The organism is Streptomyces misionensis (genome assembly GCF_007896895.1).
Taxonomy (GTDB): Bacteria; Actinomycetota; Actinomycetes; order Streptomycetales; family Streptomycetaceae; genus Streptomyces; species Streptomyces misionensis_A.
Window position 1 is genome coordinate 60,055 of record NZ_VOGW01000137.1, and the last position, 990, is coordinate 61,044.

1 protein-coding gene is annotated in these 990 nt (G+C 79.5%); it reads left to right on the forward strand.

Annotated elements, in window-relative coordinates; translation table 11 throughout:
• Positions 1 to 703 precede the first annotated feature (703 nt).
• Positions 704 to 990 (forward strand): DUF2510 domain-containing protein (locus tag FRZ03_RS24485; RefSeq protein ID WP_146467303.1); only part of this gene is annotated, 287 nt, incomplete at its 3' end.

A 990-nucleotide genomic window follows, 5' to 3' on the forward strand; every position in this document is an offset into this window, starting at 1 on the left:
CCGGGCGTCCGCGTGGGGGCGGCGCCTGCCGTTCCTCGCGGCCGTGCCTCTGGGCCTGGTTGCGCTGTGGCCGCGGGCGGGGCTCGCGGAGACGCCGGAGTCCCTGGAGCGGGTCAAGTCACCTGGGTCCGGCTCGGTCGGGGCGCGCTCCAGCGGCGGCGCGGGCCGGCGGGCCGGCGGGCCGGCGGGTACACCTTCCTGGTCGTCCTCCCGTCGTACCTCCAGACCTCGCCGCACACGGGCCTGTCGCAGGCCCCGCTCGCCACGGCGGTGGCCAATGCCGGTTTCGCCGCGGCGATCCTGCCGGCCGGGGTGCTCGGCGACCGGGTGGGACGGCGGCCGGTGCTGCTCACGGGGGCCGTGCCGGTTCTCGGGACGGCGCCGCCGGTGCTCGGTCTCCTGCGCAGTCCCACCGCTTCGCCGGTGCCGAAGGCGCTCGCGCCGGCCGGGGCGGGCGCGGTGGTCGGACGGGGTGGCGCCGGCCGCGGCGCTGCCGCCAGGGCGCCCGGCGGCCGAGCGTGCCGGGGTCGGTGACACCGGGGCGGGACGGGTTCCGGTCGCCGCCGCCCCGACGGGCGCGCCGGTGCGGGGAGCCGGGCAGGGCGGCCGGCCGAAGAAATTCGGGGGCGAAATCTCCCGGGTGGATCGGATTGACAGCAGATCCTCTCATCCCACTTTCACCGTTGCCTCATACGGTGGGGGCATGACGCAGGTGACTCCTCCCGGGTGGTACCCCGACCCCGGGCAGACGAAGGACGGTCCGCCCACCGAGCGCTGGTGGGACGGCGCGGCCTGGACGGACCGGATCCGCCCCGCCGGCACGGCCGCCCCGTGGGGTCCCCCGGCCACGACGCCGTCGGCGGGCACGCCGGGGGCGGCTTCGGAGCAGGCGGCGCCCACGGGGCCGGCCGCGCCGGCCGACGAGGCCCCGGACGCCGGCGAGACGCCGCGGGCGACCCCGGAGGCACCCGCCGGCCCGGCACCCCAGTC